21 protein-coding genes, 1 tRNA gene and 1 pseudogene are annotated in these 26,585 nt (G+C 62.1%); 15 read left to right on the top strand and 8 right to left on the bottom strand.

What is annotated here, in order from left to right; all coding sequences use genetic code 11:
* Positions 1–137: 137 nt before the first annotated feature.
* Positions 138–4,058 (bottom strand): PAS domain S-box protein, encoded by a 3,921-nt coding sequence (locus ASD99_RS31075; protein WP_057145974.1) that lies wholly within the window; start codon positions 4,056–4,058, stop codon positions 138–140.
* Positions 4,059–4,307: 249 nt separating this feature from the next.
* On the opposite strand from ASD99_RS31075, the gene ASD99_RS31070 reads away from it, so the two are divergent.
* On the top strand, positions 4,308–4,766 hold the full coding sequence (locus tag ASD99_RS31070; RefSeq protein WP_056583292.1) for a phasin: 459 nt from the start codon (positions 4,308–4,310) through the stop codon (positions 4,764–4,766).
* A gap of 373 nt (positions 4,767–5,139) precedes the next feature.
* Positions 5,140–5,216, top strand: a tRNA-His gene (locus tag ASD99_RS31065).
* 850 nt (positions 5,217–6,066) lie between these two features.
* Here the strand turns inward: ASD99_RS31065 and ASD99_RS34240 are convergent.
* The 4 genes from ASD99_RS34240 to ASD99_RS34235 form a co-directional block, all read right to left on the bottom strand.
* Entirely contained in the window at positions 6,067–6,231 is a 165-nt protein-coding gene (locus ASD99_RS34240) for a hypothetical protein (protein WP_164482342.1), read from the bottom strand.
* A gap of 143 nt (positions 6,232–6,374) precedes the next feature.
* Entirely contained in the window at positions 6,375–6,665 is a 291-nt protein-coding gene (locus ASD99_RS31060) for a hypothetical protein (protein WP_056583289.1), read from the bottom strand.
* 68 nt (positions 6,666–6,733) lie between these two features.
* Entirely contained in the window at positions 6,734–6,955 is a 222-nt protein-coding gene (locus ASD99_RS31055; RefSeq protein WP_057145973.1) for a DUF768 domain-containing protein, read from the bottom strand.
* Positions 6,956–7,024: 69 nt separating this feature from the next.
* Positions 7,025–7,186: a hypothetical protein gene (locus tag ASD99_RS34235; protein WP_164482340.1), complete on the bottom strand. Its 162-nt coding sequence runs from the start codon at positions 7,184–7,186 to the stop codon at positions 7,025–7,027.
* 881 nt (positions 7,187–8,067) lie between these two features.
* Between ASD99_RS34235 and scpB the strand changes: the two are divergent.
* The 12 genes and pseudogenes from scpB to ASD99_RS33010 all read left to right on the top strand — a co-directional run.
* Positions 8,068–8,373, top strand: a pseudogene (scpB, locus tag ASD99_RS33015) (SMC-Scp complex subunit ScpB); the annotation flags it as partial.
* Between the two features lie 460 nt (positions 8,374–8,833).
* The gene (locus ASD99_RS31035; protein ID WP_056583281.1) at positions 8,834–9,298 is read left to right on the top strand and encodes an Hsp20 family protein; all 465 of its coding nucleotides are present in this window, start codon (positions 8,834–8,836) and stop codon (positions 9,296–9,298) included.
* 357 nt (positions 9,299–9,655) lie between these two features.
* Positions 9,656–9,850, top strand: coding sequence for a hypothetical protein (locus ASD99_RS31030; protein WP_056583278.1), 195 nt, complete (start codon positions 9,656–9,658; stop codon positions 9,848–9,850).
* Between the two features lie 224 nt (positions 9,851–10,074).
* A complete protein-coding gene (locus tag ASD99_RS31025; RefSeq protein ID WP_057145969.1) occupies positions 10,075–11,328 on the top strand; it encodes an MFS transporter in 1,254 nt (417 codons plus the stop codon).
* A 22-nt stretch (positions 11,329–11,350) separates the two neighbouring features.
* Complete coding sequence (locus ASD99_RS31020; RefSeq protein WP_057145968.1) at positions 11,351–15,130, top strand: nitrate reductase subunit alpha; 3,780 nt, start codon at positions 11,351–11,353, stop codon at positions 15,128–15,130.
* Positions 15,127–16,659 carry a nitrate reductase subunit beta gene (gene narH, locus ASD99_RS31015; RefSeq protein WP_056583272.1) on the top strand — a complete coding sequence of 511 codons (1,533 nt, stop codon included), beginning with the start codon at positions 15,127–15,129 and terminating at the stop codon, positions 16,657–16,659. The genes ASD99_RS31020 and narH overlap by 4 nt, the downstream gene beginning before the upstream one ends.
* A 10-nt stretch (positions 16,660–16,669) precedes the next feature.
* Positions 16,670–17,293: a nitrate reductase molybdenum cofactor assembly chaperone gene (narJ, locus tag ASD99_RS31010; protein WP_056583270.1), complete on the top strand. Its 624-nt coding sequence runs from the start codon at positions 16,670–16,672 to the stop codon at positions 17,291–17,293.
* 18 nt (positions 17,294–17,311) lie between these two features.
* Positions 17,312–18,031 carry a respiratory nitrate reductase subunit gamma gene (gene narI, locus ASD99_RS31005; protein WP_056583268.1) on the top strand — a complete coding sequence of 240 codons (720 nt, stop codon included), beginning with the start codon at positions 17,312–17,314 and terminating at the stop codon, positions 18,029–18,031.
* Positions 18,028–18,747: a peptidylprolyl isomerase gene (locus tag ASD99_RS31000; RefSeq protein WP_057145967.1), complete on the top strand. Its 720-nt coding sequence runs from the start codon at positions 18,028–18,030 to the stop codon at positions 18,745–18,747. The genes narI and ASD99_RS31000 overlap by 4 nt, the downstream gene beginning before the upstream one ends.
* Positions 18,748–18,981: 234 nt before the next feature.
* Positions 18,982–20,343: a hypothetical protein gene (locus ASD99_RS30995; protein ID WP_056583265.1), complete on the top strand. Its 1,362-nt coding sequence runs from the start codon at positions 18,982–18,984 to the stop codon at positions 20,341–20,343.
* A 24-nt stretch (positions 20,344–20,367) separates the two neighbouring features.
* Positions 20,368–20,892, top strand: coding sequence for a DUF2249 domain-containing protein (locus ASD99_RS30990; protein WP_057145966.1), 525 nt, complete (start codon positions 20,368–20,370; stop codon positions 20,890–20,892).
* 99 nt (positions 20,893–20,991) lie between these two features.
* A complete protein-coding gene (locus ASD99_RS33010; protein ID WP_082525294.1) occupies positions 20,992–21,243 on the top strand; it encodes a DUF1858 domain-containing protein in 252 nt (83 codons plus the stop codon).
* Here ASD99_RS33010 and ASD99_RS30985 read toward each other — a convergent pair.
* The 3 genes from ASD99_RS30985 to ASD99_RS30975 form a co-directional block, all read right to left on the bottom strand.
* Complete coding sequence (locus ASD99_RS30985) at positions 21,209–21,913, bottom strand: Crp/Fnr family transcriptional regulator (RefSeq protein ID WP_056583262.1); 705 nt, start codon at positions 21,911–21,913, stop codon at positions 21,209–21,211. The genes ASD99_RS33010 and ASD99_RS30985 overlap by 35 nt on opposite strands.
* Positions 21,914–22,487: 574 nt before the next feature.
* Positions 22,488–22,931, bottom strand: coding sequence for a pseudoazurin (locus tag ASD99_RS30980; protein WP_056583260.1), 444 nt, complete (start codon positions 22,929–22,931; stop codon positions 22,488–22,490).
* A gap of 279 nt (positions 22,932–23,210) precedes the next feature.
* Positions 23,211–24,056, bottom strand: a complete 846-nt coding sequence (locus ASD99_RS30975; protein WP_082583472.1) for a ferritin family protein — start codon at positions 24,054–24,056, stop codon at positions 23,211–23,213.
* Positions 24,057–24,219: 163 nt separating this feature from the next.
* On the opposite strand from ASD99_RS30975, the gene ASD99_RS30970 reads away from it, so the two are divergent.
* Positions 24,220–26,568 (top strand): NosR/NirI family protein, encoded by a 2,349-nt coding sequence (locus ASD99_RS30970; protein ID WP_057145964.1) that lies wholly within the window; start codon positions 24,220–24,222, stop codon positions 26,566–26,568.
* Positions 26,569–26,585: the final 17 nt, after the last annotated feature.

Below are 26,585 nucleotides of genomic sequence, written 5' to 3'. Positions count from 1 at the left end.
TGTGACAGCAATCCCATCTCTTAAGGCGTCCTTTGGGCGCCTTTTCTTTTACCGGAGCAATTCCAGGAAAAGTGCATAGCGGTTTTCCGTTCGGAATTGCGCCAAACAAAAGAGGCTGAGCTGTGGAAAGGGCTGGCCTATTCCGCGAGCACACGGGTCGACGGAAACGCGACTTCGACCAGGGTGCCTTCCCCCGGTGTCGAGTTGATGGTGAACCGGGCGCGGTTGGCTTCCACCATCGCCTTGGTCAGTGGCAGTCCAAGGCCCGTGCCGTCGCCACGCCCACGCTTCAGCGCGTTGATCTGCTTGAACGGCTTCAGCGCCTGCTCGATTTCGGCCTGGCTCATGCCGATGCCGGTGTCGCGCACCCGCATGACAACGTCGCCCGACGTCTCATAGGCGGTCGAGACGATCACCTGGCCGCCGGCCTGGGTGTAACGGATGGCATTCGACAGGATGTTGAGCGCGATCTGGCGCACGCTGCGCAGGTCGGCCACCACTTCCGGCAGCCGCGATGCGAAGCTGGAACGGATGATGACGCGTTCGCGGTTGGCCTGCGGCTGCATCATCGCCACTGTCTCGGCCAGCGTGTCGTTGAGCGAAACCGCCTCGTAGGCCATCTCCTGCTGGCCGGCTTCGATCTTCGAGATGTCGAGCAGGTCGTTGACCAGGTCGAGCACATGATTGCCCGAGCGGTTGATGTCGCGCAGATAGTCGCGGTAGCGGTCATTGGCGACAGGTCCGAACTTCTCGTCGATCATTAGTTCGGAAAAGCCGATGATGGCGTTGAGGGGCGTGCGGATCTCATGGCTGATGCGCGCGAGGAAATCGGTCTTCTGCGAAGACGCGCGCTCGGCCACTGCACGCGCTTGCGTCAAATCCTCCTCGGCCCGCTTCCACTGCGTGATGTCGCGCACGACTGCACAGAAGCCGCTGTCGTTGGGCAGTCGGCCGATGGTCATGAACAGCGGAATGAAGCGCCCCTGCGCCTCGCGCCCGATCACCTCGCGGCCGTCATTCATGACGCTCGCCACGCCGGGCTCGGACAGTCCGTTGAGATAGTCGCGCGCCGCGCGCTGGCTTTCGATCGCGAACAGAGAGGCGAACGGCTTACCGGTCACGTCGTCGCTGTCGAAGCCGAACAGCGCTTCGGCCGGGCGGCTGATCGAGCGGATGGTGCCGTCACGGCCGATCAGCACGACGCCGTCGGTGGCGGTGTCGATGATGGTGCGCATCTCGGCGATGCGGGCCTTCAGCTCGGGAATGTCGGGCTGCGTCTGTTCGTCGCCAACCGAATGTAGGGCCGCCGGTGCGTCGTCCTCGCCGGAGCGGCGCACGACCAGCATCAGAGCCTTGCCGTCGCGCCAGGGAACCGAGCGCAAGATGGCCTCGATCGGGAATTCCTGTCCGTCACGCGTCTTCAACCGCAGCGCATGATCGGTGCCGTCGGTAGCGCCGTCGTCGGCATAGGGGTCGGCAAACAGCGCGCCGAGGCCGCCGGCGTCCGTCAGGTCATCGAGCGCCTCATAGCCGGTCAGATTGAGGAATTCCTCGTTCGCATAGTGCAACTGGTCGCCGGAATGGATGAGCAGGGGCACCGGCAGCCTGCCGAGCAGCAAGGTGTCCGGAGCCTTGTGTTCATCTCCGGCGGAAAACGCCGACGGCACGAAGCCTTCTGTCTTGAGCGGCGGCACCTGCAGGCGAGGGCGCTCCACGCGTGCCGCGACGGCGTCGCTTGCGCTGGTGGTGTCTTCGACGGATGCAGCCGCCTCCTCGTCAGGCGCCGCGCCTTCCGCGTCGGGCTGCGCCCAATCTTCACTATCCTCGGCATCGCGAAAATCCGCTGAGGTCATGCTGTCGTCATCGACGGCGTCATGTGTCGCATCAGCGCCAGCCGGCCCTTCGCCAGCCGTGACGGGCATGGTGATTTCTGTTTCCGCCGTCACCGGCTCGGAAACAGAGGCCGCGTCATTGTTGTCCGCGACCGGACCGCTTTCGTCATCATGGCCGGCATAGTCGAGCAACGAGCCCGTCACATTCGGTCCAGTGGGTCCCTCATGAACCGCTTTGTCCGGGCGACCGCCGTCAAGCCGCGCCAGATCCTGCTCGTCTTCGGCATCGGTCTCGGATGGCTCGACCGGTTCGTCCTCGGGCTCTGCCGCGGGGATATCGCCGGCATGCGTAAGGTCGCCAGCCGCCTCGACCGGAGCCTCGGCCTCCGCTGTTTCCGCCAAAGGTTCGGCAGACGTCTCGATCGTAGCCTCCCCGAAGCTTTCGAGGTTGGGCTTCTGGGTCTCTGCCGGCTCGACCGGGGCGCTGTCCTTCTTCAGTCGTTCGCCGATCTCGCGAAACGCGCTGCGTTCCAGCGTCGACAGGCCCTTGTCGTTGGCTGGCTGGCGATGCTCGGCCAGCCGGATCACCTTGTCGGCAAAGCGCCGCTCCGGTTTCGGCACGATGGTCAGCGCCGGCACCTCACCTTTGAATGGATCCAATGCCTGAGGCTGCTCGGCCTTCGGCTGCTCGGGCTCGGGTTCGACGGCTTGCGGCACCGGCGCCTTGCCATTGGGCACCAGCGCCATGCCGATCGCTTCCGGATCGACGACCGCATCGCTGGGGCGGGCGACGCCGAAGCCACGGAAACCCTCGAAGGCGCGGCTGCGGCCATAGACAGGCAGGGCCGCTAGGTCGACAGGTATCTTCAAATCGGTGCCGACGACCGGCCACAGCACGGAGCGCCCGGACCAGGTATCGCGCCGTTCCAGGAGACCGGATATCTCGCCGGAGGGGTCGAGCCCGAAGGTGGCCGCGACATCCCTGAAGCGGCGGCCGATCACGTCGGCCGCCGGCTTGCCGACGATGTCGGCGAATTCCTGCGACAGCGCACTGAACCTGCCCTCGGCATCGGTGCGCCAGACGAAGCGTACCGGCGCCGCCGTGCGGTCGATCGACCGCGCCACCGGGCGTTCGAGAGGCGCGGCGGTCTTCGTGCCGTCCTGCGTCGGATTTTCCGCTGCGACCTCCGCGGCGGTGCTGGGAGGCTCAACGGGCTCGGTTGCGGCTGGCCGGTCGGTTCGTTGTGCATCATCCTCACCGGCATTGAAGTACCAGTGATCATGCTGCGCCGGCGTGCCGCCGGCACTCCCTGGGTCGTTGTCCGCAGTCTCCGCGGGTCGCTCGTCTGGATAGACATTCCCAGGCTCGGCAGGCACCGATTTGGTCTCGGTGGCTTGTGCAACGCTCGATTCGTCCACTGCGGCAGTCGCGTGTTCGCTGTCGACTGCCGGTCTGTTGTCCTGATCCGGTTCCGGCTGGGCGATCGTGCTTTCCGGAGCTGCGGTCTCGGTTGGGGCTGGCTGCTGTGGTTCCACGACGCTGTCGTCGGCAGCGGCTTTATCGTCGAGCTGGTCCTCGTCGATCACCACCAGCAGATGCCGCTCCTCGGTCAATCTTGCCAGCCCTGCCGGATAGGAGACCATGCGGCCGGGGACGAGGCGCTTGACGATGCGGTCGCTCTCGGCCGCGACGTCGGCGACGAGCGCGGCCAGCGTCTCCGGCAAGATGCCCAGTGCCGAAAATCCTTCCGAGGCCGCCTCGATAGTGCCGCCGGCGTCGACAAAGGCGATGAAATGGCCATCCTCGGTGAAGCCGCTGATGGCGCGAGCGGCGATTTCGCCGGCACTGCGCGAACCCGTCTGCGCCGCCGGCACGGCCAGCATGATGGCTTTTTCGGCATCCGGCATGGTCACCGCACTGGCCAGGAAGCCGACGGCGCGGCTGGTCATGCCGGTCGCCAGCCGCACCATGATGGCGCGGTCGCTGCCGATCTCGGGAAATCCGCTGGTCGCCATGATCTGGCGCCTGGCGATCAAGGGCAACTGCGCCGAGGCGCCGATGATCGCCTCGATGTCGGGATAGCCGAACACCGCGGCGCCTGGTCCATTGGCCCAGATCACCTGCTCCAGATCCGCCGACAGGATCGCGATCGCGTCGCCAGCGGCAAAGCGCTGGCGGACCGCGTCGAGTACGGCGACGTCGAGGAAGGAATATTCGGACGGCATGCGCTTGGCGAACCCTCACGGAGCGGCGAATTTGCAGTTAACGCTTTGTTAATAAAAGCCGGAGGCGCGAAGGTCCACAAGCCAGAACGTGCAAAGGCTGGAATCTGGGCTCTTGGTTAACGGCTCAAAAGAAATTTATGGTGCACTGCAACAAAGATATTGCAATGCACAAAATTTGCCTTTATATTGCCATCATACATGAACGAGACGGCCTTCTGTCAAAGCCGCCGCCGCTGAAAAGGATGGAAAATGTCCAGGACCAAAACCGCCGAGACGATCGAAAACGTTGAATTCCCGAGCTTCGACGCTTCCAAGGCCACCGACCAGATGCGCGCTTTCGCCGAAAAGGGCGTTGAGCAGTCGAAGGAAGCCTATGCCAAGCTGAAGACCGGTGCCGAGGAGACCCAGAAGGCTCTGGAGTCGACCTTCGAGACCGCCAAGACCGTTTCCAGCGACCTGTCGCTCAAGACCATTTCCGCTTTGCGCGCCAATGCCGAGGCCGGCTTCTCCCATCTCGAAGCCCTGATCGGCGCCAAGTCGCTGTCGGAAGTCGTCGAGCTGCAGACCGCCTTCCTGCGCAAGCGCGTCGAAGCGACCGTCGAGCAGGCCAAGGACTTCCAGGCCGTCGCCTCCAAGGCAGCCGAGGACGTCTCCAAGCCGATCAAGACCGCCTTCGAGAAGGCGATGAAGGAAATCAAGGTTGCCTAACATTTACGCATGATCCGAAGATGCAACAAAAGGTCGCATTTTCTTAAAAACGATCAGGCGTATGATGGTAGCCATCAAGGAATACCCGGCGGGTGGAACCTCCTCCCTCTGCTCCCCGGGGTGACCAGCCAGCACCTCCTCCCGCTGGCTCGTAACAGGAAAAGGCCGGCACCTCCTCCCGCCGGCCTTTTTCTTTGTCTGGTGCCCAGTTCTTGTCTTGTGCCCTCTTTTTGCCAGGCAAATGCCGCGCCGATGTGGGGAAGTGACCTTTGCTTTCCAAAAGCCTTGAATTAGAATCCAGAAGCCCGTAAGGACGCATCGCCGAACGACAGGTCGGGACGAGTTTCTGTTTCGCTCCCGCTCAGGCAAACGTGCCGTTGTAGCTCAGATGGTTAGAGCGCCGGATTGTGGATCCGGAGGTCGCTGGTTCGATCCCAGCCAACGGTACCACAAAATTGACCAATAAAGTCAATGCATTGATCGGCGGACCGTGGTGCCAAATCGCCCTCGCGCTATGTTGCAAACTGCTTCCGTTGATTTCCAAGGGTTTCCTGCGACTAAGCGCGGAACGTCTGGTGATATTCATGGCTGGGCCTCGAAATAGGCCAAGGCAGCCGCCAGCATCGGCCCCACGATCTGGCTACCCACGAATTGTTGTTCTCCTCGGCGATGATGCGATCATAATCTCCCCAACCTTGCCCTTATCTCCATTCATTGGTCGCACATTGGTCGCAGTGTTCTACGCCGCCGACTTCTCCCGCGTCTTGGCGCCAGCCGCCTGCAGGCCAAGGGCCGTGCCCACTGCCCTTATTCGCTCAAATCGTTCAAGCGCTCCCTTCGGGGAGCACGCTTGGCGCCGGGGTCTCATGTCCTGCCAAGCAGCGATCGAACCAAATGAAAACCGGCGGGTCGTCCGCCGGTCTCTGTTGCCAATCAACGGTGAGTTTTTCGGTATCGCCGTTGGACTTCGGCCAAGAGGAAGGGCCGTGACGCCCTCAGCGGTACAGCCTCTCGGTCGTGCTGTTCTTCGACAGGTCAGGTTCAAGATCGGGGTCACCATCCATCGCGTCAAGCATGCTGATCATATACTCCATGGTCGCCTCAACCCGGCGTCGGAAGAAGGCGCTCGTTCAGCGCGGAACTTCCCGACGGCGGCGTCGTTCCCTTGTATGGCTCTCGTTACCGGGTTTGTGTCTGCAGTTGTGGTTTTGTTTTTCGTGCTGCTGTTCACCCACGCAGCCCGTGACCTTCAAAGCTCGCCGATCTATCACCGGCTATGTCGCCGACTGCGCCGAGCCCTCTAGCGCTCCTCCGGCTTCGGCGTAATTGTGTCGACCCGTACCTTGTCACCAATCTCTTTCGCCAAAGCCAGCGCCTTGGTCTTGTCGTTGGTCGTGAGCACAGTCCGCCAATGCGGTTTCTCGAACACCCTCACGACGTAGGTTGTAGCCGGCGTTTCAGGCATCTCTTCCTCTTTGGTTCGAAAGCCCGCGCCTCTGGCGGAGAGCGCGGGCCGATCAGGGTTGCCCCCGATCTTCAGCAGGCAATGGAGGCACCGCCAGCTGCCGGGCACAAACTTTCAGAGACGGCTAATGTTCCCGTCAATCGCTATCCTCGATCGAACGCCGGCTTCCAGTCGCGGTTGCGCTCCCGCTGCTGGCCTTCGTAGTCAGGAATGCATGTGAAAAACACCGGACGCCGCTCACGGTCGGCTAATTTGCAACTGGAGCAGCCGAACAGCCCGACAAGATCCTGGTGCATCGAACCGTGGTCAGGCCCGAGGCGGTCTATCAGCGCCTGGATATCGAGCTTGGTTGATCTGCAGCACACCGGGTGCCCGCAGTTGATGTGGATGCTTTCGCGGGCGGCAAGGGTATCGGCGAGGGTCTTCTGAGGCATGGCAATCTCCGTGAGAGGGATCGCCGCAACGGAGGAATGTATTCCTCGCCACAACCGCAGTGGCAAGGCTATTCAGGCAGGCCAGGGTCGTAGTGCACAATCGCGTCGGGGATGGTGCGATAGAGGCTGTCGACATCCTCGTCGATCTCGTCTCGCTTGATGCCGTGCGCCTTTACGGCGGCGATCAGCTTATGCGTGAGTTCGTCGACGGAGATGACGTCTGCCGTTGTCGTCTCAGGGATGTTGTTGGCGAACCCTTGATCGAGAAAATTGACACCGCGTGTTCTCATGCATGAAACAAGCTGCTTGGCGATATTAGGTTCGGCTTGTCGAGGTGTGGGTCTACGATACTAGGGCAGTCACCGCTTCAGGAGCCGCGCCTCTCGCAACAGCGATGACCAATTCAGCCCGAGTAGAGCAATGAGTTCACGGGCTTGCGCTTCGGTGATGCCGGTTTCCGTCATTAGACGGCTGAGTATGCCGACCGATACATCGAGAGCGCTTTTGTTTTCATCAACCATGGTGGAATGAATCCCTTCAGGTGGCGAACGCCCCCGAACGAGCCTGGTTCCTAGTCGGAAACGGACAGAGCGCTCGATGCTCAGCCATCGCCTTTTTTTGCAACGCTATGTCAAATGACAATGCCACGCCCGCAATTGCGGCCCATAGTACGAAGGTCAGCGGCCATTGTATGGGCTCCGTTGCTTGGGAGCGTAGACCGCACTCTCGCCCTTCTGGAGGCACAGAGATGCACAGGTCACTCCTACAGGCGGCGGGGTTCTATCCCTCTGACCTCGACTTGCTAAAGCGAGTTTTCGACGTCCTCCGTGCCGAGGATCAATGCCAGCCAAGGTCTCCCGAGGCGGAGGATATCGCCACAAGGCTCGTAAATCTGTTCGAGTCGGGACGTAACACCGAAGCCGAACTGCTTGAAGGCGGGCGACCGCGCACGCAGTTTCGCAAGGTCGGTTAACGTCGGGAACCAAAACGCAGCAGCCTTGAGCTATTCAGGCTCGGGCTGCATTAGCTCTCTGAAATCCTGCAGTGACGCGTGCCGCAAGTCTTCCTCGCCGCGTAGATGGTTCGCGCATATGGAGCGATTAGATATTTGACAGACCATTCCCCCAGGGCCTGAGCCGTTGCGTCTAGCGCTGGATTTGATGGGACTTATGGGGCTGACGCGTCCGAGTCTCAATCTGCGAGAGCTTCGTCCGTTCCTCATCCGGCAACTTCAAAAGCACACTCCGGGCTGCCGGGTCCGTCTCGGTTTCCAACCTCTTTTCGAAGTGCTTGATGTTTTCGCGGTGCACGAACTCCGCTTCACTTGCCATGCAGGCGCGCCATTTCGTTGGAAAGGTCTTTCCGGCCTAAGCCGTTCGGGCGCACTTTATGCGTTCCACACCAGCCGGTGACCCGCGGTGAATTATCGTCGTTCTTCGGCCGCGAGATAAGCCGCGACCTGATCGGCCATCTGCGCGGTGCGGGCTTCATCGCATCGGGTCCGCGCAGCCCTACCCCCGGGGCACCCTACACTTGTGTAACGACAAAGACATTCCTGACCCATTTAGGGTTCAACACGCTGCGTGATCTGCCTGACATCGACGCGCTCGAAGACGCTGGCTTGCTGAACAAGGACAAATGGTTGTCCGGTGAAGCGCATCTGATACCTGGATTGAACGACGAAGGCGATCACAGACAGGAAGGGTGATGGCCGCGCGATGCCAAAGCTCGACGCCCGTGGTTGGACAATGGGCGAGGCGGCAAAATAGTCCCAGCTCGCAAACCTTGGAACTATCTTGATGCCGGCCTGTTGATCCTGTCGACGGAGAGATTCCATGCTTAGATTTCTTATCCGCCTCGGCGCGATTTATGCGGCGTTCCAATCGGCAGAGAGTACGGCCGCAAAGAGGTGATTTTCTATCGTCTCAGGGTGAGTTCCTGAAGGTGGCAAACATCTTTGAGGGGGACCGTGACATCCCGGCACTCTTTCGGTGACGAAAGGATGGACGGGCCTGCGGATCCTCAGCCAATTTTTTTTGAATAGGGCTCTTGAACCAAATTTCCGCCGTCCCTAATTCCTCGCCGTCGAGGCCGTTTGGCTCGGCAAACTGGCGGCGCCGCATGGGGCGGCGTCCCTTATACCCATGTTGCTCAAGGAGAATATGGCTATGAGAACCTTTGACTCTCTCTACCGCACCACGGTCGGTTTCGACCGCCTCTTCGATATGCTCGACAGTAGCACTCGGGCCGACTGGCCGCCCTACAACATCGAGAAGGTCGGCGAGAACGACTACCGTATCACCATGGCGATTGCGGGCTTCAGCACAGAAGAAGTTGAGCTCACCCAGCACGGCCCCGAGTTGGTTGTCGTTGGCCAGAAGAGCGATGAACCGACCGGCGGGCAGTTGTTGCACCAGGGCCTCGCCTACCGCAGTTTCCGTCAGACCTTCAAGCTGGCCGACCACATGAAGATTGTGGCGGCGAACCTCGACAATGGCCTGCTTACAATCGACATAGTGCGTGAGATTCCCGAAGAGCTGAAGCCGCGTCGCATCACCATCGGCTCTGGCGATGCGTCGGCAGTCAGTAAGCAGATCGCGCAGGATACCGAACGTCCCCGCAAAGCTGCCTGACCGTTGCGATTTTTCACCCTCAACACTGCGGTCCGCCTCCCGGTTTCGGCCGGGAGGCACAGATTGCGGAGAACGGAGATGAACAACCCGCATCATGAAACGATAACATCTGCCGAGGGCCTGTCCCGGCTCGCAAAAGCCGTCGGCGAGGTAGCGACCATTCCGGTTGCGGCGGCAACCCCGTCAATCATGCGCTGGGCGCCGAACTGACGGACCTGCCGCGTTCGCCGGAACGCATCCTTGCCTTGGTGGGTTGACGCGTCAATCGTGGGAACACCTGCTCCGCGCTATAGGATGCGAGCTGCAAGCTCCCCAAGGTTCTCCGTTTCGAGACCGCCGGATGCGATTGATGCGCCATTGCCCCTCGCGATCGGCGAAGGCGAAAATGGGATATTTGTAGCCAGCGTGATCTATTTCGAATCTGCAGGATCGCTGATGCAGCACCGGCAGGTCGCCATCTTGTATTTGGCGCTTCAGGTCGGCTTGATTGAATTCTGGCGAAATTTCTCGACGTTTTTGATCGGCGCATGGCGCCGGTTGCGTGACCCATGACGATGTGTATCTGGTCTTCCGGCATCATTCAGAGCTCCGTTGTCGATTGCTGCGTGCATCGTCATCAGGAGTCCCAGGCCCTCTTACAGAGCTCGCAGGGCTCACGCGGTGGGACCTGGGTTTGGTGGGCGATTCCGGTTTGTACTTGCATTTGCGCTAAGAACTGGGATGATCGCGATGCGATATTTTTCGGAACAACCTAGGAATCGGAGCCGGAGGCTTGGATGCCCAGGCGAGGAAGCGCCGCGGTATTGGTTGTCAGCACGTGGGCCTTCACGGCCTGCTTTGCCGTCTGGATGATGTTTGGCGTGATCGGCATCCCGATCCGCGAGCAACTCGGGCTCAATTCGGTCGAATTCGGTCTTCTGACCGCCATGCCGGTGCTGACGGGGGCGCTGTTCCGCTTGCCGCTTGGCATCTGGACCGACCGTCTCGGCGGCCGACGCCTGATGCTGGCACTGCTTCTCGGCTGCGCCGTTCCGGTGTGGATTTCCTCCTATGCCACTGCGCTGTGGCATTTCCTGCTGCTCGGCTTGGCGCTCGGGCTGGTGGGAGCCTCCTTCTCGGTAGGCACGCCCTATGTCGCGCGGTTCTTTTCCAAGGAAAGGCGCGGCTTCGCCATGGGCTTCTTTGGAGCAGGCACGGTAGGCGCGGCCCTCAACATGTTCGTGGCGCCGTGGCTTATCGACGCCTATGGCTGGCAGATGGTGCCCAAGGTCTATGCAGTCGGCCTGGTCGTGACGGCCGGAGTCTTCTGGATATTCTCGGCGCCGGATACCGCGCGGACGGCGACTTCGCCATCCATGCGGTCACAGCTTGCCGTGCTGCGCGATCCGCGAGTGTGGAAATACTGCCAGTATTATTCCATCGTCTTCGGCGGCTTTACGGCACTGTCGATCTGGATGCCGCAGTATTTCAAGTCCGAATATGGTCTGACCATCGCGCAGGCCTCGCTGCTGGCGACCTGTTTTGCCTTGCCGGCCGGCGTCTTCCGCGCATTCGGCGGCTGGCTTTCCGACCGCTTCGGCGCGCATGCGGTGACATGGTGGGTGCTGTGGGTCGCCTGGATCTGCCTTTTCCTGCTTTCCTATCCGAAGACCGAGCTGACCATCCATACGGTCAGCGGCCCGGCGAGCTTCGGCCTAGCCCTGCCGGCCTGGTTCTTCACCGCGCTTCTGTTCGTGCTCGGCATCGCGTTCGCCTGCGGCATGGCCTCGACCTTCAAATATGTCGGCGACGACTTTCCGGAAAACATGGGCGCGGTGTCCGGCATCGTCGGCATGATGGGCGGCCTTGGCGGTTTCCTGCTGCCGATCATGTTCGGTGCCATCCTCGATCGGCTCGGCGTCAATTCGAGCTGCTTCATGCTGCTCTACGGCATCGTCTGGGTGTCACTGACGTGGAACTATCTGACAGAGGTGCGGCGCGCCCCGGTCATGGGCGAGGGGGCCGCACAGCAGAAGGCTTCGCAAAACTGACGCCGACAAAAGGAACAGCCGTATGAGCCACTTCCTGGAACGCCTGACTTACCTGTCCCGCCGCCGCGAGACCTTTGCCGATGGCCATGGCGAGTTGCGCGACGAGGACCGCATGTGGGAGGAGGGCTACCGACAGCGCTGGCAGCACGACAAGATCGTACGTTCCACTCACGGCGTGAACTGCACCGGTTCGTGCTCGTGGAAGATCTACGTCAAGAGTGGCGTCGTCACCTGGGAAACACAGCAGACGGACTATCCGCGCACGCGGCCCGGCATGCCCAACCACGAGCCGCGGGGCTGCTCGCGTGGCGCTTCCTATAGCTGGTATCTCTATAGCGCCAGCCGCATCAAATATCCGATGGTGCGCGGCCGTCTGGTCAAGGCCTGGCGCGAGGCGCGCAAGACGCTTGCGCCGGTGGAGGCCTGGGCCTCGATCGTCGATGATCAAAAGGCGGCGAAATCGTACAAGGCGATGCGCGGGCGCGGCGGCTTCGTGCGCTCGTCCTGGGCGGAGGCCATTGAGATCATCGCCGCCGCTAACGTGCATACGGTCAAGGCCTTCGGTCCTGACAGGGTCGTAGGCTTCTCACCAATCCCGGCCATGTCGATGGTCTCTTATGCCTCCGGTGCGCGCTATTTGAGCCTCATCGGCGGCACGCTGCTGTCCTTCTACGACTGGTACTGCGACCTGCCGCCGTCGAGTCCGCAGACTTGGGGCGAGCAGACCGACGTGCCGGAATCGGCCGACTGGTACAACTCCGGCTACATCATCGCTTGGGGATCCAACGTGCCACAGACGCGCACGCCCGACGCGCATTTCTTCGTCGAGGCGCGCTACAATGGCACCAAGGTCGTGGCCGTGACACCCGACTACGCCGAGGTGGCGAAACTGTCCGACCTCTGGCTGCATCCCAAGCAGGGCACGGACGCGGCGCTCGCCATGGCGATGGGGCACGTCATCCTCAAGGAGTTCTTCCTTGACCGACAGGTGCCGTATTTCCAGGACTATTGCCGGCGTCTGACCGACCTGCCGATGCTGGTGCGGCTGCGGAAGGACGGTGACCGCTTTGTGCCCGACCGCTATGTCCGCCAGAGCGATCTCGCAGGCGGGCCGAAATCGCGCCGCAAGACACCGAAAACCGATCGCGCCGCCTGGAAGACCGTGGCCTTTGCCGAGGATAGCGGCGATCTCGTCGTCCCGCAGGGCTCGATAGGCTATCGCTGGCCGTCGGACGGCGAGGAAAAGGGTCGCTGGAACCTCGAGGAGAAGGACGGCGAGACGGGCAAGGAGGTGCGACTGGGGCTAAGCCTCATAGATCGGCGCGACGACGTGCTGCCGGTCGCCTTCCCCTATTTCGGCGGCACGCCACATCCGCATTTTTCTGGAAACGACCAAGGCGGCGACGTGTTGATGCGCAACGTGCCGGTACGTCGCGTCAAGCTGGCGGACGGCGAGGCCCATGTCGCCACCGTCTTTGATCTGCTCTGTGCCAATTACGGGCTTGACCGCGGGGTCGGCGGCGACTGCGCCAAAAGCTTTGACGACAATGTGCCCTATACGCCCGCGTGGCAGGAAAAGATCACCGGCGTATCGATCGCGCACGCCGTCGACGTGGCGCGCGGCTTCGCGACAAACGCCGAGAAGACCAAGGGTCGCTCGATGGTCATCATCGGCGCCGGCATGAACCACTGGTACCACCAGGACATGGGCTACCGCTCGATCATCAACATGCTGATGATGTGCGGGACAGTCGGAGTCTCGGGCGGCGGCTGGGCGCATTATGTCGGGCAGGAGAAACTGAGGCCGCAGACAGGCTGGACCATGCTCGCCTTCGCGCTCGACTGGGTGCGGCCACCGCGCCACATGAACGGCACCTCCTTCTTCTACGCGCATTCCGACCAGTGGCGCTACGAGAAGCTGGACGTGGCCGAGCTTCTGTCGCCGCTTGCCGATCCCGCGCCCTATCGCGGCAGCATGATCGACCTCAACGTCAAGGCCGAGCGCATGGGCTGGCTGCCCTCGGCGCCGCAGCTCAACGTCAACCCGTTGGCGCTCGCGACCGAAGCCGAGAACGCGGGCGTCGGTGTCAAGGACCATGTCGTCGCCGGCCTGAAATCCGGCAAGATCGGCATGGCCTGCGAGGACCCGGACAATCCGGTCAATTTCCCGCGCAATCTATTCATCTGGCGTTCGAACCTGTTCGGATCGTCCGGCAAAGGGCACGAGTATTTCCTGCGTCACTTCCTCGGCACGCGCCACGGATTGCAGGGCAAAGACCTCGGCGAGGAAGGCCGCGAGAAGCCGCGCGAGGTGGCCTGGCGCGACGCCGCACCCGAAGGCAAGCTCGACCTTGTGGTCACGCTCGACTTCCGCATGTCGACGAGTTGCCTCTATTCGGACATCGTGCTGCCGACGGCCACCTGGTACGAGAAGAACGACCTCAATACCTCCGACATGCATCCTTTCATTCACCCGCTGTCGGCGGCCGTGGATCCGGTGTGGGAGGCGAAAAGCGACTGGGAGACCTACAAGGCGATCGCCAAGCGCTTTTCCGAACTGGCGGAAGGCCATCTTGGCGTCGAACGCGACGTGGTGCTGACCCCCATCCAGCACGACACGCCGGCGGAGCTTGCCCAGCCGTTCGAAGTACAAGACTGGAAGAAGGGCGAATGCGATCTTGTGCCCGGGGTCACCGCACCTCAGCTCAGCGTGGTCGAGCGCGACTATCCCAATACATACCGCCGCTTCACGGCGCTTGGGCCGTTGGCCGACAAACTCGGCAACGGCGGCAAGGGCATTTCGTGGAACACCGAAACCGAGGTGAAGGGACTCGGCGACCTTAACCATCGTGTCAACGACGGCGGACCGACCGATGGACGGCCGCGCATCGACACCGACATCGATGCTGCCGAAACCGTCATGTATCTCGCGCCTGAAACCAACGGCGAGGTAGCGGTGAGGGCTTGGGAGGCGCTCGGCAAAATCACTGGGCGCGACCACACCCATCTTGCCAAGACGCGCGAGGACGAGAAGATCCGCTTCCGCGACATCCAGGCGCAGCCTCGCAAGATCATCTCCTCGCCGACCTGGTCCGGCATAGAGAGCGAGCATGTCTCCTACACGGCCGGCTACACGAACGTGAACGAGCTGATCCCGTGGCGCACAATCAGCGGCCGTCAGCAATTTTATCAGGATCACCGCTGGTTCCGCGATTTCGGTGAAGGCTTGGCCGTCTACCGTCCGCCGATCGACACCCGTACCGCAGTCGCCATGCTTGGCAAGAAGGCGAATGGCGAGAAGGAAATCGTACTCAATTTCATCACCCCACATCAGAAATGGGGCATCCACTCCACCTACACCGACAACCTGATCATGCTGACGCTGTCGCGCGGCGGGCCGATTGTGTGGCTTTCGGAGACCGATGCGAAGAAGGCCGGCATCGTCGACAATGATTGGATCGAACTCTTCAACCTGAACGGCGCGATCGCGGCGCGCGCGGTGGTCAGCCAGCGCGTCCAAGAAGGCATGTGCATGATGTATCACGCGCAGGAAAAGATCGTGAACGTGCCCGGTTCGCAGATCACCGGCCAGCGCGGCGGCATCCACAATTCGGTGACGCGCACGGTGCTGAAACCCACCCACATGGTGGGCGGCTACGCGCAGCTTTCCTACGGCTTCAACTATTACGGTACGGTCGGCTCCAACCGAGACGAGTTCGTGGTGGTGCGCAAGCTCGTCAAGGTCGAATGGCTCGACCGCTCCAACCCTGTCGACCCGATTGCCGAGGAGACCGCATCATGAAGATCCGCGCGCAGATCGCCATGGTGCTCAACCTCGACAAGTGCATCGGCTGCCACACCTGCTCCGTCACCTGCAAGCAGGTGTGGACCTCGCGCCAGGGCATGGAATACGCCTGGTTCAACAATGTCGAGACCAAGCCCGGCATCGGCTATCCCAAGGACTGGGAGAACCAGGAGCGCTGGAACGGCGGCTGGAAGCGGAAAAAGAATGGCAAGATCGTCCCGAAGCAGGGCGGCAAGCTCGCCGTTCTGGCCAATATCTTCGCCAATCCGAATCTGCCCGAGATCGACGACTACTACGAGCCCTTCACCTTCGACTACGAGCATCTGCAGAAAGCGCCGGAACTGCCGACCGCGCCCGTCGCCCGGCCGCTGTCCCTGGTCACCGGCAGGCCTATGGAAAAGATCGAATGGGGGCCGAACTGGGAGGAGATCCTCGGGGGCGAATTCGACAAGCGCTCGCAGGACTATAATTTCGAGGCGGTGCAGAAGGACATCTACGGCCAGTTCGAGAATACGTTCATGATGTATCTACCGAGGCTCTGCGAACATTGCCTGAACCCGAGCTGCGTCGCCTCATGCCCCTCCGGCTCGATCTACAAGCGCGAGGAGGACGGCATCGTCCTCATCGATCAGGACAAGTGCCGCGGTTGGCGCATGTGCGTGTCCGGCTGTCCCTATAAGAAGATCTACTACAATTGGACCTCGGGGAAAGCGGAGAAGTGCATCTTCTGCTATCCTCGCATCGAGGCCGGCCAGCCGACCGTCTGCTCGGAGACCTGCGTCGGCCGCATTCGCTATCTCGGCGTGCTTCTCTACGATGCTGACGGCATCGAGCGGGCGGCATCCGTCGAGGACGAGCAGGACCTCTACGAAGCGCAACTCAAGCTGTTCCTCGACCCGAACGACCCAGCAGTGATCGAGCAGGCTCGAGCAGATGGCATCGCCGACAACTGGATTGAGGCAGCAAGGCGCTCCCCCGCCTACAAGATGGCGGTGGACTGGAAGATCGCCTTTCCGCTGCACCCCGAATATCGGACATTGCCCATGGTCTGGTACGTACCGCCGCTCTCGCCCATCCAGTCGCATGCCAATGCCGGTGCCATCGAGACGGTGGGCGAGATCCCCGACGTGCGCTCGTTGCGCATCCCCGTGCGCTATCTCGCCAATTTGCTCACCGCCGGCGCCGAGGCGCCGGTCGTATCGGCCCTGGAGCGAATGCTGGCGATGCGCATCTATTTCCGTCAGCGCCAGCTCGGAGAGGGCGACGGCGACGCGGTGCTGGCGCAGGCGGGGCTTTCGGTCGCGCAGGTCCAGGACATGCACCGCTATCTCGCCATCGCCAATTATGAGGACCGCTTCGTCATCCCGACCAGCCACCGCGAGGAAGCCGAAGACGCGTACGGGCTGAAGGGCTCATGCGGCTTCACCTTCGGCAATGGCTGCGATTTCGGCCCGCCGCATTCCTCGCTCTTCGGCGGCAAGATGGGGCGGCGCAAGCTGAACCCAGTGCGACCACTCGATACGTGAGGCACGTGCCATGCTGATCTTCAAGGCGTTCAGTGCCCTGCTTTCCTATCCGGACGCCGAGATGCGCCAGGCGCTGCCTGAGATCGCCGAGCTGATGCGCACCTCGCCACTGCTGGCCACACGCGAGCGTGAGGACCTGCTTCGCCTTCTCGCCGAGATCGACGAAGACGACCTGCTTGCGGCGGAAGAGCGTTATGTCGATCTCTTCGACCGGGGGCGGGCGCTGTCGCTACATCTCTTCGAGCACCTGCATGGCGACGGCCGGGATCGGGGTGCCGCGATGGTCGAACTGAAGGCACTCTACGCCGCCGCCGGTTTTGAGCTCACCGCTTCGGAACTGCCGGACTACCTGCCGGTCGTGCTCGAGTATCTGGGCCAGCGCGACATGGCCGAGGCGCGCGAACTGCTGGTCGACTGCAAGGCCATTCTGGCCTCCATCTGCCGCGCGCTGCTGGCCCGGCAAAGCAGCTATGCCGCTGTCATCCAGGCACTGCTCGCCATCGCAGGCGAGAAACCCGTCGATGCGGCCAGCGTGAAACCGGTTCGCGAACCGGCGGAAACGCTCGACCGCGACTGGGCCGAGCGGCCCGCTTTTGCCGATGCCGACACGGCCGGCGGCGGCTCCACAACTTGAGAAGGAAGGAGGCTCTTCATGCTCGCCAATTCCTACGTGAACACGCTTCTCTTCGGCGTCTATCCGTATATCTGTCTCGTGGTGCTCCTGATCGGCAGCCTCATCCGCTTCGACCGCGAGCCCTACACCTGGAAGAGCGATTCCTCGCAGATGTTGCGCAAGCGCGAATTGAGGCTCGGCTCCAATCTCTTCCACTACGGCGTCCTTGTCGTCATCCTCGGCCATTTCGCGGGTTTCTTGGCGCCGCACTGGGCGGTCGACTGGGCGCTGACGCCAGTCGCGCACCAGCTTCTTGCCATGGTGGTCGGCGGCATCGCCGGCCTCGTCGCCATCGTCGGGCTGACGATCCTCATCCATCGCCGGCTCGCCGATCCGCGTATCCGGTTGAACAGCCGCAAATGGGATATTGCCATCACCCTCATGCTTTGGCTGCAGCTTGCGCTTGGCCTGCTCACCGTTCCACTGTCGGCCTTCCATATGGACGGCGGACTGTTCGAGACACTGACGAGCTATGTGAAGGGCATTGTCACGCTTGACGGCGGCGCTGCAACACTGATGATGGGTGTGCCGCTTACGTACAAGCTGCACATCCTGCTCGGCTTCACGATCTTCCTCGTCTCGCCGTTCACGCGCATGATCCACATCTGGAGCGGGGCGGGCGCACTGTCCTACCTATTTAGGCCCTACCAGATCGTTCGCACGCCCAAGACCCGCGCCCAGGAGCCGACCCGGCCATGATCCTGTCGGTCAACGGTTTTGCGGTGACGGTGGACGCCGGTCAGCCGGCTGAGCTTGCAGCCGCGCGCGAGCTTTTGCGGCAACGTGCCATCGCACTCGCCCTGCTGGAGCCGGCGACCGAGGACGATGAGACGGTCGAGGCGGCGATTGAGGCCTTGCTGGAAAAGGAGGTGGTGACGCCCGTTCCGACGGACGCCGAATGCCGCCGGTATTACGAGCGTAACCCGGCCGAGTTCGAAAGCGGCGATCTGGTCAATGTTCGTCATATTCTGTTTCAAGTGACGCCGCAGGTGAACGTGCCGCATATGCGGGTGCGGGCCGAACAAGCGCTGAACACGCTGCTTGCCGAGCCAGACCGCTTCGCGGCGCTTGCCGCCGAGCTTTCCAACTGCCCGTCAGGAGAGCAGGGCGGCAATCTCGGCCAGGTCGGGCGCGGCGACATGGTGCCGGAGTTCGAAAAGGCTGTCTTCAAGTTCGGAGCGTCCGGAATTCTTCGCGACCTCGTCAAGACACGCTATGGCTTCCACATCGTGGCCGTGGATCTGCGCATCCCAGGCCGCAAGCTTCCGTTCGATGTTGTCCAGGAGCGGATCGCCGAGCGTCTTCGGTCACAGGTGGAGGAAAGGGCGCTGCGCCAGTATGTCAGCGTTCTGGCCGGACAGGCCGAAATCGAAGGCGCACATATCGAGGCAAGCGCATCGCCGCTGGTCCAGTAGGCTCGACCCTTCCGCCGAAGAGAAAATGCTTCGCTCGCGAACAAGTTTGCGTTTGGACAAAGTCCATTGAGACAGGTCGGGTAAGCTTCCTGTTGAGGTGCTCGACTGGATATAGATATCTCTTTGCAGCGCGAGCACCCCGAACCGCAAAGGGCTCCGTCGCCGGAAAGCCACAGCGAAGTTTCGACGGTTTTGATGCGTTGTCCGTCATGGAGGCGCTGCGAGGAAACGGCCATGATAGGCACCGCGCTATCGCGCTGGACAATGTCATATTTCACCGTAGCGTTGGCCTTTCTTGTCGGTGCCCAGATGTTGATGGTCGCCGGCTACGGCTTCCCTGCGGTGGCGGTGGAGGCGCCAGAGACGCTGGTCCTCGTGCACATGGTTACGATCGGCTGGCTTAGCATGCTGATGTGCGGCGCGCTGTTTCAGTTCGTGCCGGTGCTGATCGCGCAGCCTTTACGCGGGGAACGGTTGGTGTTGCCCGCCTTGATATGTCTTTTGACCGGGCTCGCCTCTCTTCTGGCGGGTTTCCTGCAATTGGCCGGCGTCTTCGATACCGGTATTCCTCTGCTCGCCCTGGCAGGCACGCTTCTGCCTGCCGGATTTCTGCTCGTCGCCGGCGTGCTCGGCGGCACGCTCTGGCGCGCGAACCTGCAGCTTCCCGCGCGTTTCGTTGCCGTGGGTTTGGGATGCGTGCTCGTCACGGCCATCCTCGGCGCGCTCTTCGCGTTGCTGCTTTCGGGCTTTCTTCCTGCGCTGGCGGTGATCGACTTCCGGACGCAGGCGCTTCCTGTCCATATCGCCGTTGGACTTGGCGGATGGCTGAGTTTCACGGCGATCGGCGTCTCCTACCGCCTTTTGCCCATGTTCATGCTGTCGCCGGACCGGGAGCGCGCCAGCAGTCGTGTGTCCTGGTGGAGCGGGGTCGTCGCACTGCTGCTGACCGTGCTGGCCTCGCCAATCGCCGCCTTTCTGGAAAAAATGGGCCTTGCTGCCGCAGTCAGCCCGGCGACGAGGCTGGCGGTGGCACTCGGGATGGCTGCCCTCGTCCTTTACGGCCTCGATCTTGCCTTCTTCTACCGTCACCGCAAGCGCCGTACCATGGAATTGAACAGCCGCGCGGCCCAAGGTGCCTTTCTGGCACTCGCTTTGTCAGCGATTCTGCTGCTTGCCCTGCTGGCGACCGGAACGCTGGAACGCCATATCGGCGCGCTGCTCTATCTCGTCGCCTTCGGCTGGCTAACTGGACTGGGGCTCTCGCAGCTCTACAAGATCGTGCCGTTCCTCACGTGGCTGGAATGCTATGGCCCGGTCATGGGCAGGAAGCCTACTCCGCGAGTACAGGACCTCGTCATGGAACGCCGTGGCTGGATCTGGTTCGCGCTCTATTTCCTCGGCGTGCTGGCCGGCACGGCAACCCTGCTTGTCGACCAACCTGGCTTGTTTCGCGCCGCAGCCGCCGCGACGCTGCTTGCGACGCTGGCCATTGTCGCCGAACTCGTCGTGGCGCGCCGTCTCGCCAACGTACCGGATGACAAGCGCCTGCCCGAAGGCGCGTCGCGGCCACGACTTTTCCTCCCCGCCCCCCATTGATGGCGAAATGAACTGGAGATAGCGATGACTCTTCCTTACTACGATGTCGACGTCAGGCCGATCCTGCGAGAAGGCGGGGAACCTTTCAGTGCCATCATGGCGGCGGTCGAGGCGCTCGCACCTGGCCAGAGCCTGCGCCTGCTTGCTACCTTCAAGCCGATCCCCCTGTTTCATGTCCTGGGCAGTCGTGGCTTTGAACCGGCGGCGCGCGAGATCGGCAATGGCGACTGGGAGGTGATCTTCACGCCGGTCGGCCAGCAGCCTGACCCCGTGGAAGCAGAACAGGCGTCAGCGGTTGATGGAACCATCCCGACCAGCGAGACCTGGCCCGCGCCCGTCGTCGAACTGGACAATCGCAACCTCGAGCCACCTGAACCGATGGTGCGGACGCTGGAAGGGGTCGAGGCGCTGTCGCCCGGACAGACGCTGGCAGCACTGCTGCCGCGCGAGCCGATTTTCCTTTTCGAGGAACTGCAATCGCGCGGCCATCTCTGGCGCGGAGCCTTCGAGCCCGACGGACACTATCGCGTCTTGATCCGGCGAGGCTGAGCGCATGACGCTGGCTCCGCGCCGGAGTTTGTCGAGGCGCAAAGAACCGCCGCCGTCCATTGCCTTAGGGTTGACCGACTTCGGAAGCGGATGACGACGATGGAATCTTTGATTGATGACGATATGACCATGGACCAGATCATGCGCAGATGGCCGCTGACCATCCGCGTGGTCATTCGCAGCGGCATGCTGTGCGTTGGTTGTCCCATTGCATCCTTCCATGGGGTTGCTGACGCCGCCCGCGAGCACGGATTGGATGAAGATTTGTTGCGCAGCGATCTGGAAACCGCTGCATCCTCGGGCAGTTCGGCGTCGCCTATGTCTTCTGCGTCCGACCTTCGGCCAGCATGAGCAGGCGATGCGGCTCCACGACAGTCACTTTCTGGCGGCCGCTTCTGACCAATCCCTTTCCTTCCCAGGCGCTCATAAGGCGGCTGACCGTGTGCAGCGTCGTTCCCGTCATCTCGGCGATGTCCTGGCGGGAAATCGGAAAGTCGATCATGAGACCCTCCTCCGTCTTTCTTCCAGTCTGGTTCACCAGCTTGAGGAGGGCATGGGCCACTCTCCGGTCGACGTGCTCGGTTGACATTTCGACCACACGCGTGTGGGCATCCTGAAGCCTGTTGCCGACGGTCTTGTAGGTGCTGGCACCAAAGCTTGGATAAGCGGAGGCGAATTCCGACCACAGGCTGCTAGCCCATGCCAGCACCACACAGTCGACCGCGGCGATGGCGCTGGCTGGATAGGTGATGCGGCCAAGGGCCGTGGCTATGCCCATCAGTTCGCCAGGACCGATGTAGCGCACGGTGACCTCTCCGCCCTCTGCCGTACTCTTGACGACGCGGATATGGCCATCCAACAACAGGAAGAAGGAATGGGCATCGCCCTCCTGCTCGAAGACGGCCCGGTTTCTTGCAATGCGAAGCGAGCGGGCCTGGCCAACCATGCGGTCGAGTTCAGCCGGGGTCAGCCCCTCAAACGCCGACAGGCTGGCGATCAGTGAGCGGTCAAGACGAGTCATCTTTATTTTCCGGCTTTGGCAGTTTTGCGCTCCAAGTAACATGTCACGCGAACGACTTTTGCTGCAAGTCATTCGTGCTGCGGCCTAATACCCGGAAGGATTTCGCCGCGATCTTGAGTGGCACTCATCCAGCCTCGTGCTGGCGTGGATGCGTCGGTTCCCCGAAGTGCCCACAACTGCGGCACGCGTGTCGTAACTGGCCGACATCGCGGGGGTACATGTCCAGCATCCTTCGTGACTGCAGGAAGGGCGGCTGCGCTGCCGGTCTTGCCACGGACAACCTCGTCATCCGGCTGGCACGCGACAGACGCGCTGCTGGCTATGCTCAGAATGCGGTGACCAACCAATGCAGGCCTGACAATGGCCAACGGCGTGGCATTTCTCCGGTCCGTGGCAAATATGGCGTGTGCCTTCAGGGAGCCGTGTCCGGGGCCGGGGAACCTTAGGATGGAGTCCCGGGCTAATTGCCTGCCCTCGTGCGCGACATCGCAATCCCGCATTCCTGTATGGGTGACGGGATGCGCAAAGACCGCCGCCGGATGAGCCGGAGGCGGCCAAAGCGGTGAGTGTCGGCTCAGTTGCTTGCCGGGACCTTCGACAACAGATCGGCAAACACGGTTTTGGCCTTGCCAGGCTGCTTGACGGCCTTGGCTTTTTCCAGGTTGACGGGCTTGCCGACGACGATCAGCGCCACCATGCCCATGCCGTAGTGCGGGACGCATTTGATGCCGTAGACGCCTTCCTTGTCGACCGTGAGTGTGACCGGCTTGCTGATCTCGCCCTTGAAGGACTGCGCGCCGTCCGGGATCATACCGTCGATGCTGGCCGCGTCATGGCCCTTGTCAGTCGGGACGAAAGTCACCGTGTCGCCGGGGGCTGCTTCGATGTAATTCGGCTGGAAGACCATGACGCCGTGCTCGCCCTTGTTGAGCAGCTGCACTTGATGGTCGGCGGCCTGGGCTACGCTTGAGGCGACAAGAGTCGCGAACGCTGCCGCTGCGATGGTTGCGTATTTCATGATCTAACTTTCCTTCTTCTACGGGATGAACACCGCGCTGGTACCTACCGTGGCCCAGGGAGGTTCACTTTGTTGCAGCGCAAACTGGCGTGAGATTGTTCTTTTCATTTTTCGATGGGCGATCGAGGACGAGCTTGAACGACGCCACGACGCGTTGCGCCAACTGACGCGGACGTGCCCCGGGGACCGGCGATGACTTCGGCTTGCCCGGCAAGCCGCGGTCTGGAGGTAAAATGATTTGGCATAGTGACGACCCGACGCAGACTGTCGGGTTCCCGCCTATTTCCCTGCAAGGGTCCGGACGACAGCAAGGCGCTTGACGGCGATGGTGGCAAGGGCCTGCGCCCGATCCCGGGCGGCCTGCGAAGGTAGCTGTTCGCCGGCGTCGATATAGTAGTCAGCCAACCACTCGCAGAGCGCATCCAGGGCTCTCGGCGGCGACGGCCCAACCTGCGCGGGGTCCTGGAGAGGATCCGATGCGAGATCGAGGGAGATCATGCGCGCCTCAAGGGCGAGATCCCGGTATTCGCTTCGATCCTCGTTCCTGTCAGCATATTCCTCAAGGCGCTGGCAGACCTCCATCTCCAGGCCGGGCAGATCATGGGGTTCGCGGACTGTCGGCCCCAGACGCCGATCCTTGAAAAAGGCTTTCCGTCGCTCGCGCCGCAGCGTTTTCGCGTGCTCGAGCTCTTCGCGCGCCATCCGCTCGGCAGCCTCCCGGATTTCCAGCGACGCGCCATGGGCAGCTATATAGGACCAGAAGGCGAAAGCGCGCTCCTCGTTTCGGACGGCGATCGCAAAAGAACGGTAGGCGTCCACAAGTTCGGGCGAAACCAGCCCTATTGCCTCATCGTCGAACACATCCTGCGGCATGGCGTCGGCCGGCACAACTTCTCGCGGTTGGCGGCTGACCTGACGCGACCAGCTCACAACCATATCGATATGCCCGGTTTCCTCGCGGACGAGACGATCGAATACATCGGCCAATTCCATCCGGCCGACCGAGCGCATGCGCTCGGCCAAGCCTGCGTACCGGTCGGCGGACTCCTTCTCCATCGCCAGCGCGACGGCAAGAAGCTCGTCCATCGACCGGATTGAGGTCGGTTCGGACGTCAGACGGGACATGGGACAGCTTTCCCTCGCTTAAGCGCTTAGTCGTACCATCTTCCTCGGCGCATTTGTTTGCGTTTGATCAAAGAACCATCAGGCAAAACCACCGACATGTGCGTCCTGAGACCGGTTGCGTCTGGAGCGGCCGGAGAGGAAGCGCATGCCTACAGGCACATTCATGCACAGAACCGATCGAGCCGCATCGCGCCATGTCGGCGCACGAGCGCGGCGCGCGCTGGCATTCGTACTGGCGGCATTCATACTGCTCGCCCTTTCCATGCCTCAGAGCCGTGCGGACGAAAGCCTGCAGCACTTTATTTCCGGCACGCGGCCGGGGGAGCTGATCCAAGGCGCGGATGCCTATGGCGAGATGTCGGGAAGCCCGCCATTGGTGCCGCTCCTGTCCAGCGGAAAGCCGGTCGGCTACGCCTATCTCAACACGGACTTCTCCAGCGCCGTAGGCTATTCAGGCAAGCCGATCCGCATCCTTGTCGGGATCGACCCCAAGGGGGTCATCCGCGGCATCAAGCTGGTCGAGCACAAGGAACCCATCGTCCTCATAGGCATCCCGCAGGAAAAGGTCGTCGCGGCGCTCAATTCGCTGATCGGCAAGGACCTTGGCCGAGTCGCTGCTGGTCAGGAACAGCTGCCGCAAGTGGACATCGTCAGCGGCGCGACCGTCACCGTCCTGGTGATGAGCGACAGCGTCGTGCGCTCGGCCGTGAAGTTGATCCGCAGTGGCCGTCTGGCGGAAACCGGAACGTTGGCCTCCGGCGCGCCAGTCACCCCGGCGAAAACAGTGGATGCGACCGTTTCTGAAGTCCACGACTGGAATACCCTGCTTGGCGACGGCTCGGTGCGAAGCCTGCGCCTGACTGTGGGCGAGGTAACCAAGGCGTTCGCCGATTCCGGCCATCCGGAGGCCGCCGCGCGACCGGAGACGGGCAATGCGGACGATCGCTTCATCGATCTCTTTATCGCGCCAGTCAGCGTGCCCACCATCGGCCGCAGCCTCCTGGGCGATACCGCCTATGAGCGTCTGCAGAAGTCGCTCAGACCCGGCCAGCAGGCGATCGTGGTGGCAGGAGACGGCGCATATTCCTTCAAGGGCTCCGGCTATGTGCGCGGCGGCATCTTCGATCGCATCGAGCTGTTGCAGGACGGGCAAGGGGTGCGCTTTCGCGACCGCAACCATACGCGTCTCGGCGACCTCGCGACCAAGGGCGCGCCGCACCTGCGCGAGATTGCGCTATTCACGGTGCCGGACGAGTTTCCGCTCGATCTTACCGAGCCGTGGGCGCTGCAACTGCTCGTCCAGCGCAGCTATGGCGCTCGCGACAAGGCGACCTTACCCTTCGACCTCGGCTACACCTTGCCCCATCGCTACCTGAAGGCGACGTCCGCGCCAACGCAGACAGCACAGCCTCCTCGGCAGCCGCAAGCGGCCGCACCTGGGCTGGCGGCTGGCACGCAGGCGGCCGCCGAGCCCGCCGGACAGGGCTCAGCGGACGAAGAACCGCTGTGGGTGAAGATCTGGAAGCTGAACACTGTCAAAATCGGCATCACCGTCGTCGCCCTCCTGGTGCTCACCGCCATCTTCTTCTTCCAGAACTGGCTGGTGCGTCGACCACGCCTGTTCGCCTGGGTGCGGCGGGGCTACCTTCTGTTCGCGCTGGTTTGGCTCGGCTGGTACGCGAACGCCCAACTTTCCGTCGTCAACGTGCTGACCTTCATCAATTCGCTCCTGACCGGTTTCAGCTGGGAATTCTTCCTCACCGCGCCGCTCATCTTCATCCTTTGGGCGGCGGTGGCCGTGGGCCTGCTGTTTTGGGGCAGGGGGCCTTTCTGTGGCTGGCTGTGTCCATTCGGCGCGCTGCAGGAACTGACCAACAACATCGCGCAATGGCTGAAAGTCCCACAGGTCAAGCTGCCCTTCGGGCTGCACGAACGCCTGTGGCCGATCAAGTACATGATCTTCCTAGGCCTGTTCGGTCTGTCGCTCTATTCCGTGTCGCTGGCCGAGACTTATGCCGAGGTCGAGCCGTTCAAGACGGCGATCATCCTGAAGTTCGCACGCGGCTGGCCTTTTGTCGCCTTCGCGCTGGCGGTGCTGGGAGCCGGCCTCTTCATCGAGCGCTTCTACTGCCGGTACCTGTGCCCGCTGGGCGCGGCCCTCGCCATTCCTGGCCGAATCCGCATGTTCGAATGGCTGAAGCGCTATCCCGAATGCGGGTCGCCATGCCAGCGCTGCGCCAAGGAATGCCCGGTCGAGGCGATCCATCCCGAAGGGCAGATCAATGTCAACGAGTGCATTTACTGCATGCACTGCCAGGAACTCTACCACGACGACCACCGCTGTCCGCACATGATCCAGGTGCGGCTGAAGCGGGAGAAGTTCGAGGCGCTGTCATCGCCCACAACGCGGGCCCCCGCCAAGCCGGGCAAGGGGCCGGCAAGACCGCCGGTCATCACCCACAAGGGTTTGCCGATAAAAGTTCCCGAAGACGACACAAACCCAACAGGCTGACAGGCCAACCAAAAGGA

Source organism: Mesorhizobium sp. Root695, assembly GCF_001428185.1.
In the GTDB taxonomy this organism is placed as follows: Bacteria; Pseudomonadota; Alphaproteobacteria; order Rhizobiales; family Rhizobiaceae; genus Mesorhizobium.
This window is presented reverse-complemented; position numbering and strand designations above follow the sequence as displayed.

What these genes read in the sequence shown, in the direction of transcription:
- ASD99_RS31075 (WP_057145974.1), bottom strand. Translation starts at nt 4,058, where the DNA reads ATGCCGTCCGAATATTCCTTCCTCGACGTCGCCGTACTCGACGCGGTC.
- ASD99_RS31070 (WP_056583292.1), top strand. Translation starts at nt 4,308, where the DNA reads ATGTCCAGGACCAAAACCGCCGAGACGATCGAAAACGTTGAATTCCCG.
- ASD99_RS34240 (WP_164482342.1), bottom strand. Translation starts at nt 6,231, where the DNA reads ATGCCTGAAACGCCGGCTACAACCTACGTCGTGAGGGTGTTCGAGAAA.
- ASD99_RS31060 (WP_056583289.1), bottom strand. Translation starts at nt 6,665, where the DNA reads ATGCCTCAGAAGACCCTCGCCGATACCCTTGCCGCCCGCGAAAGCATC.
- ASD99_RS31055 (WP_057145973.1), bottom strand. Translation starts at nt 6,955, where the DNA reads ATGAGAACACGCGGTGTCAATTTTCTCGATCAAGGGTTCGCCAACAAC.
- ASD99_RS34235 (WP_164482340.1), bottom strand. Translation starts at nt 7,186, where the DNA reads ATGGTTGATGAAAACAAAAGCGCTCTCGATGTATCGGTCGGCATACTC.
- ASD99_RS31035 (WP_056583281.1), top strand. Translation starts at nt 8,834, where the DNA reads ATGAGAACCTTTGACTCTCTCTACCGCACCACGGTCGGTTTCGACCGC.
- ASD99_RS31025 (WP_057145969.1), top strand. Translation starts at nt 10,075, where the DNA reads ATGCCCAGGCGAGGAAGCGCCGCGGTATTGGTTGTCAGCACGTGGGCC.
- ASD99_RS31020 (WP_057145968.1), top strand. Translation starts at nt 11,351, where the DNA reads ATGAGCCACTTCCTGGAACGCCTGACTTACCTGTCCCGCCGCCGCGAG.
- narH (WP_056583272.1), top strand. Translation starts at nt 15,127, where the DNA reads ATGAAGATCCGCGCGCAGATCGCCATGGTGCTCAACCTCGACAAGTGC.
- narJ (WP_056583270.1), top strand. Translation starts at nt 16,670, where the DNA reads ATGCTGATCTTCAAGGCGTTCAGTGCCCTGCTTTCCTATCCGGACGCC.
- narI (WP_056583268.1), top strand. Translation starts at nt 17,312, where the DNA reads ATGCTCGCCAATTCCTACGTGAACACGCTTCTCTTCGGCGTCTATCCG.
- ASD99_RS31000 (WP_057145967.1), top strand. Translation starts at nt 18,028, where the DNA reads ATGATCCTGTCGGTCAACGGTTTTGCGGTGACGGTGGACGCCGGTCAG.
- ASD99_RS30995 (WP_056583265.1), top strand. Translation starts at nt 18,982, where the DNA reads ATGATAGGCACCGCGCTATCGCGCTGGACAATGTCATATTTCACCGTA.
- ASD99_RS30990 (WP_057145966.1), top strand. Translation starts at nt 20,368, where the DNA reads ATGACTCTTCCTTACTACGATGTCGACGTCAGGCCGATCCTGCGAGAA.
- ASD99_RS33010 (WP_082525294.1), top strand. Translation starts at nt 20,992, where the DNA reads ATGGAATCTTTGATTGATGACGATATGACCATGGACCAGATCATGCGC.
- ASD99_RS30985 (WP_056583262.1), bottom strand. Translation starts at nt 21,913, where the DNA reads ATGACTCGTCTTGACCGCTCACTGATCGCCAGCCTGTCGGCGTTTGAG.
- ASD99_RS30980 (WP_056583260.1), bottom strand. Translation starts at nt 22,931, where the DNA reads ATGAAATACGCAACCATCGCAGCGGCAGCGTTCGCGACTCTTGTCGCC.
- ASD99_RS30975 (WP_082583472.1), bottom strand. Translation starts at nt 24,056, where the DNA reads ATGTCCCGTCTGACGTCCGAACCGACCTCAATCCGGTCGATGGACGAG.
- ASD99_RS30970 (WP_057145964.1), top strand. Translation starts at nt 24,220, where the DNA reads ATGCACAGAACCGATCGAGCCGCATCGCGCCATGTCGGCGCACGAGCG.